At 58.6% G+C, this 5,833-nt stretch carries 6 protein-coding genes; 1 reads left to right on the top strand and 5 read right to left on the bottom strand.

The window, feature by feature from the left end:
* Positions 1-71 precede the first annotated feature (71 nt).
* Positions 72-1,193 carry a tyrosine-type recombinase/integrase gene (locus tag MHM88_RS23010; protein ID WP_239369301.1) on the top strand — a complete coding sequence of 374 codons (1,122 nt, stop codon included), beginning with the start codon at positions 72-74 and terminating at the stop codon, positions 1,191-1,193.
* On the opposite strand, the gene MHM88_RS23005 is transcribed toward MHM88_RS23010, so the two are convergent.
* The 5 genes from MHM88_RS23005 to repA all read right to left on the bottom strand — a co-directional run bounded on the left by MHM88_RS23005 (position 1,188) and on the right by repA (position 5,520).
* Positions 1,188-1,523, bottom strand: coding sequence for a type II toxin-antitoxin system RelE/ParE family toxin (locus MHM88_RS23005; RefSeq protein ID WP_239369299.1), 336 nt, complete (start codon positions 1,521-1,523; stop codon positions 1,188-1,190). The genes MHM88_RS23010 and MHM88_RS23005 overlap by 6 nt on opposite strands.
* Positions 1,520-1,777 (bottom strand): type II toxin-antitoxin system ParD family antitoxin, encoded by a 258-nt coding sequence (locus MHM88_RS23000; RefSeq protein WP_239369297.1) that lies wholly within the window; start codon positions 1,775-1,777, stop codon positions 1,520-1,522. Before MHM88_RS23000 ends, MHM88_RS23005 begins: the two co-directional genes overlap by 4 nt.
* A gap of 53 nt (positions 1,778-1,830) precedes the next feature.
* Positions 1,831-3,189, bottom strand: a complete 1,359-nt coding sequence (repC, locus tag MHM88_RS22995) for a plasmid replication protein RepC (RefSeq protein ID WP_370687542.1) — start codon at positions 3,187-3,189, stop codon at positions 1,831-1,833.
* Between the two features lie 175 nt (positions 3,190-3,364).
* Complete coding sequence (repB, locus tag MHM88_RS22990) at positions 3,365-4,312, bottom strand: plasmid partitioning protein RepB (RefSeq protein WP_239369295.1); 948 nt, start codon at positions 4,310-4,312, stop codon at positions 3,365-3,367.
* 23 nt (positions 4,313-4,335) lie between these two features.
* Positions 4,336-5,520 (bottom strand): plasmid partitioning protein RepA, encoded by a 1,185-nt coding sequence (gene repA / locus MHM88_RS22985; protein ID WP_239369293.1) that lies wholly within the window; start codon positions 5,518-5,520, stop codon positions 4,336-4,338.
* Positions 5,521-5,833: the final 313 nt, after the last annotated feature.

Here is a 5,833-nt window from a genome sequence, read left to right as displayed (position 1 = left end):
ATAATGAAACTATAATCCGGAAATGAAACAAGAACATGAACGTAATGATATCAATAAGTTAGTGTCCACTAATGGAACAAGAACGACAGTCAGAAAACACCGAAAAATCGAGCTCGGGCACGGCAAACCGGTCTCCGGTCGCCGAGAGCGACGAGGACAACGAGAGAGCGCACCCTGACCGCGAGGCTCTGACGCTCCCTTCCTTTGTGGCTGGCTCCGGCGCACTCGACCGGCTGGTCGACACCGCGCGCGATTATGCCCGCGCCGCGGCCTCTGAGAACACGCTGAAGGCCTATGCGAAGGACTGGGCGCATTTCACCCGCTGGTGCCGTATGAAAGGTGCCGAGCCCCTGCCCCCCTCGCCCGAGATGATCGGGCTCTACATGGCGGATCTGGCGGCGGGCTCAGGCCCCTCCCCTGCCCTTTCGGTTGCGACCATCGACCGCCGCCTGTCGGGCCTCACCTGGAACTACGCGCAGCGAGGTTTCACCCTCGATCGCAAGAACCGGCACATCGCCACGGTGCTGGCCGGGATCAAGCGAAAGCACGCGCGCCCACCGGTCCAGAAGGCCGCTATCCTCGCCGAGGACATCCTCGCGATGGTGGCCACCCTTCCTTTCGGCCTGCGTGGGCTTCGGGATCGGGCGATCCTGCTGCTGGGATATGCCGGGGGCCTGCGCCGCTCGGAAATCGTCAGTCTTGATGTGCACAAGGACGACACACCAGATTCTGGCGGCTGGATCGAGATCTTCGACCAGGGCGCCCTCCTGACCCTCAACGCCAAGACGGGCTGGCGCGAGGTCGAGATCGGCCGCGGCTCGAAGGAACAGACTTGTCCCGTTCATGCGGTCGAGCAATGGCTGCACTTCGCCAGGATCGACTTTGGGCCAGTCTTCGTCGGCACCTCGCGCGATGGCAAACGGGCCTCCGAAACGAGGCTCAACGACAAGCATGTCGCACGCCTGATCAAGCGCACAGTAATGGACGCAGGCATCCGATCCGAACTGCCCGAGAAAGATCGGCTGGCGCTGTTCTCTGGCCACAGCTTGCGCGCCGGCCTCGCCAGTTCAGCCGAAGTTGACGAGCGCTACGTCCAGAAGCAGCTTGGTCACGCCAGCGCCGAAATGACCCGCCGCTATCAACGCCGCCGCGACAGGTTCCGCGTGAACCTGACCAAGGCAGCGGGACTATAGGCCGACATTTCTGAGGGTAGCCAACGCCGCGACATGACGCGGAAGATCGCTGCGGGAATGCAGGATATCCACGATGATGACCTCGTCAGGCTGATCCAGAAACACCAGGAAATGCTCCCCTGCCCTCGCGAACCGCAGATCGGCTGCTTCATCGACCAGAACCGCACAGCTTCGGCTGTGCGTCTGACCGTTCAGGATAGCCTGACAGCGCGTGAGCACCTCGTCCTCATAAAGTTCAGCCTGCTTGAGCCCGAATTGTTCGATCGTCCATTTGGCAATCTCGACCAAACTGGCCTCTGCGCGACGCGTCAGCCGCAGGGATCGGCTCATGAAGATGCGCGGGCTTGCCGAAATGCCCGCCGGATCGCGTCGTCACCGCTACCTTCGGCAAAGTCGCCCGCCCTTGCCTGCGCCAATCCCTCGAACAAGCCCTGTCGGATACCGGCAAGTTGGGCTTCTTCCTGCTCCAACAGCCGAAGCCCCGCGCGCATCGCCTCGCTGACGTTCTGATAACGTCCGGAAGCAACCAAAGCCTGAACCAGCTGGTCCTGGGTTTCGGTCAGAACGACATTGCGTGTCACCATCTATCGGCCCTCCATCATTGGCAATATATGCCAACACACCACATCAATCAACATCACGCCGCCTGCCCGCTGAGCCTGCCATAGAAGCTGCGCTCGAGGTGCAACTCCCCTGCCCCGGCTTTCTCGACCATGCCGCGCAGATATCCGCCCGGCGAGGTAACTTCACCCGCGCTGTGTTTCTCGAAGACAAGTGCAAATGCTGCCGTTGCCACCTGAGTGCCCATTCGGTCCTGCGCCACGTTCCAGGCATGTTCCGAGATCCCGATCATTGGCCTGAGTTGCCCCGCAACCCGGTGCAGATCGCCCCAGTCCTTGAGGAAACCACCCATATTGCGCGCCCAGGATGCGAATTCCGGACAGGCTTGCATGATTGTGGGCAGATCCAGCGCAGTACGCTTCTTGCGCACCTCGGCAACCCATTCTTCCAACTCCCTATCAACCCGATCCTCGGTCTGAGCATTGGGAACCACGGCCGCCGCTTCCTCTTTTTCAGAGGAATTACGAATTACAGGATTAAGTTGGTTTGTAATTAGTATATGAGGTTCAGAAATGACCTCCCTGGGGTTCATTTCTTGAGTCTTCTCAGAAGCTTGTTCCTTAGTGTCCAGCGTGTTTTCCACAGGCTCAACCACCTGAGTTGCCTTGAGATAGGCGGCCTCGACCCGCTCCTGAAGCTCCCTGAACCAGCCCAGCAGCCGTGCAAGCTGCTCGGACGCTTCATGGCCGCGAGGAAGTCGATCCAGAAGCTCATCAAAGAGGCCCGTGAACTGTGCCCAGGGCCCGCGCAAAGCGCTGCTGACGGCGGCATCGATCCGTGCACGGATCATCCGGCGCGCCACTGTGATATGGCGCTTCAGGCGCTGACAGACTTCGCGCTCGGCCTGCAAATCGGCATGCAGTTCCTCGAACTCCTCGACACGCGCCGACAGCGGCGACAAATCAAAGCCATAGGCCTCGACGATACGCCCCTCGGCGTCCCTGCGGCCCCATCGCTTGCCGTTCGGACTATCCTGGAAGGAAATCACGCCGAGCTCGGCCAGGCGCCGCGCATGACGCTTGAGCGCAGAAAGCGAGAACCCCGTCTGCTCCATCAGATAGGCGTTCGACGCCCAGACGATCGGGCGCTGCCCTTCCTCCCAGTCCTGGGCCTGAGTAAAGGCCCCGAGCGTATCGAGGAGCATCATGTCTCCAGCCTTGAGGCCAATGTATGCCCCCACCCGCTTGACAGCCACGAAGGCCCGCGTTTTGGGTACAGCTACCCGTTCACCGGCTTGGGCAAGCTGCTCTGCAATGCCAAGACCCGGTGTCGGCTTGCGCCAACCTGAGGACTGTCCTCCGATGGGCAAGCCTCTCCTGTGCTGAGACGTGACCGCCTCAGTTGCTCCTGAAGGAGCGTCCCTAAATTTTTCCATGCTTTGTCAGCAGACAAAGAAATCCCGTTCGCTCAGAAGCGTTTTCTCTTGTGTGGCGATTCGCTGGCTGCTAGATTCTAGGTGTCTAATCTAAGAATTGCGTTCTACGCAGCAGCCCTCGAAGCTTCGGTTTCGGGGGCTTTCTTTGTTTACCTTTCCTCCTTTCTGCTCTTCCTCACTTGCCATCCTCCGAGTTTACATCTGTAAATTCGGCATAGGATCTCTTGATGATGTCCTCGAGATTGGCCTCAAGCCAATTTGCGAAGTCAGCACTTGTGCCGGACTTCTTCACCGAAAGAGACACGCTCCCTCGACCTGCTTTGATGACTACGCCGTCCATCGGCGCTATCTCACGAGGACCGCTGGACACTTTCGCTCCGCGCTTGTTTGCTTCCTTGATCAGCGCTTCCAACCTCTCATCAGACGTCAACGAAGCGCTTATCTTGGAAAGAAGGTCGAGCGCGACTTTTTCGGTGAGTTTTCGTTCGAGGAAAAGCTCGGCAAGGTCTGTCCACCGCGGCCGACCAGATTTGGGTGCCGCACCAATCAGGTCGCCCACTCGGGTCGGGACATTCTGCGTCACCTTGGTCAGGTGCGAATGCCCAGAGGCGGAAAGGTTCAAGACCTGGCGCACAGTCGCACTCTCGTGGCCTGCGGCTTGAATGGCCTCGGCAAAACGCGCCTTCTCGTAGAACGAGAGGTTGCGACGCGCCGCATTTTCCAGCCCCTTGGCCAACAAAGCCGTCGCGTCGTCGATGTCTTGAACGTTGGCCCGGACCTTGATGCCAAGCTCCCGGCACGCCTTCAAACGGCGGCGGCCATAGATGGCTTCGAAGCGCCCCTCTGCGGATTTTGAGCGGCGCACTAGAATGGGCACCTGCTGACCGCCATCGCGGATACTGCTCTTGAGCGCTTCGAACCCCTCGCCGTCATCTTCTGCGTTTACAGCTGTAAACTCGTCCAGCCGATCCTTTGGCCCCCAATCATCGATCAAGCTGGGATCGATCTCGCGGATAGACGCAAGTGACCCCTGAAGGGCGCCCAACGCAGGAGCACTTGTCTTGGGGGGTCTTTCGGTCGAAGTGTTACTGGATCGCGCGATGGTATTGGCGATACCCGACATATCCCGAAGGGACTTCCTGGCCATTACTTACGCCCCCATGATTGGTGGATCATCACTTCCACCTCGTGACCGACAGCATCCATCGAACCCTTCGCGCGGTCATAGGTCGCTCGGGTCATCTCCGAGCGCACAACTTCGTAGATGGATTGCTTGAGCATGGTCGCATCACTGATTGCAGTGCTCTTGAGAGCGGTCGCCGACATGACGCGATCCTGAAAAAGAGCTCGCATAAACGAAGTCAGTTGCTGAGAGGGAACATCTGTCGGCTCATCCCGGGTGATCAGGAACTTGAAGTGATCATACTGCAGCGTCGCACCAGCATCTTCGATCACCCCCATATAGGCGCCAGCGAGTTCCAGGAACTGCGCAGTCGACGAAACGTCTAACATCGAGGGCGTTAAAGGCACGATCAGTGAACTCGCCGCAGCCATTCCGGCGATGGTCAAAAAACCCAGCTGGGGCGGGCTATCCATCAAGACCAGGTCAAAATCGTTCTCGACCTGAGACAATGCATTGCGGATGCGCGTGAAGAACGGTTGGTCAGGGTTCGAGTGGACAGCAGATTCGGTCTCAAACTCCGACAACATGAGACGCGACGGCGCGATCGAAAGGCCCGGGAAGTAAGTAGGAACGACGACGTCGGCCATACTGACGGGATCGTCGTATCGGATCGCGTCATAGACTGTAAGCCCATCAAACTCGATCTCTGGGCTAATACCGCACATGGATGTCAGCGACCCTTGAGGATCCAGGTCGACGACCAGAACGCGGTAGCCGCGAAGCGCAAAATAATGCGCAAGATGGATGCTCGTGGTGCTTTTGCTCGAACCGCCCTTGAAGTTCATCAGCTGCCAGACTTGCAGTTTCTCATCACCAGACCGGCGCGGCAGGTAGCGCCCTTTCTTGCGTGATGACTTCTCAAGGATCTCGCGCGCGTTCCAAATCTCCTGCGCAGTGTAGAACCGCCGCCCACCACGAACATCCTCGGGCTCCGGTATCGTCCCCTCCGAATGCAGTTTTCGCATGAACTGACCAGAGACTCCGAGGAGATCTGCAGCCTCAGGTGCAGAAAAAGATCGTAGCGTCTTGGTGCTATCTGGGGCAAAAGCGGAAAGAAGATGCTCCCGGATGGCAGCATTCAATCTCTCGGAAATATCGGTCGCGAGCGCTGAAGGCTTGTCATTTGCCAGAGGTGTCACAGGAATCATCTAGTTGCCCCAAATTCGAAAATGTGGCCTTTTTCGCGCCACTTGGGGATAAAAGCCGTGATTCACGACGCTAAGTCAAGATTTTTCCTCTATATAGTGTTTAATGGGGCAGAAAGCGACTATATCCGCTGATCGGCTCGCGCCTGCGTTTACAGCTGTAAACGTGCTGGCAGAGGTGAGCCCCTGCCAGCACGCCAATCACGCGGCGTCTTTGGGGCCCCAGGGGATGACGGCCTGCAGGGACAGATCGTCCTGGTTCGCGGCCTTGCCGAGGTTGGCGTTGAAGCCGTGGTCGCGGATGGTCAGCGTGTAG

It is taken from the genome of Epibacterium sp. MM17-32 (assembly GCF_022348205.1).
Lineage (GTDB): Bacteria > Pseudomonadota > Alphaproteobacteria > Rhodobacterales > Rhodobacteraceae > Epibacterium.
Note: the sequence above shows the minus strand (reverse complement) of the source record. Positions and strands in the feature narration are given on the sequence as shown.

Coding starts and splice junctions, on each gene's coding strand:
- MHM88_RS23005 (WP_239369299.1), bottom strand. CDS start 1,523: ATGAGCCGATCCCTGCGGCTGACGCGTCGCGCAGAGGCCAGTTTGGTC.
- repB (WP_239369295.1), bottom strand. CDS start 4,312: ATGTCGGGTATCGCCAATACCATCGCGCGATCCAGTAACACTTCGACC.
- repC (WP_370687542.1), bottom strand. CDS start 3,189: ATGGAAAAATTTAGGGACGCTCCTTCAGGAGCAACTGAGGCGGTCACG.
- repA (WP_239369293.1), bottom strand. CDS start 5,520: ATGATTCCTGTGACACCTCTGGCAAATGACAAGCCTTCAGCGCTCGCG.
- MHM88_RS23000 (WP_239369297.1), bottom strand. CDS start 1,777: ATGGTGACACGCAATGTCGTTCTGACCGAAACCCAGGACCAGCTGGTT.
- MHM88_RS23010 (WP_239369301.1), top strand. CDS start 72: ATGGAACAAGAACGACAGTCAGAAAACACCGAAAAATCGAGCTCGGGC.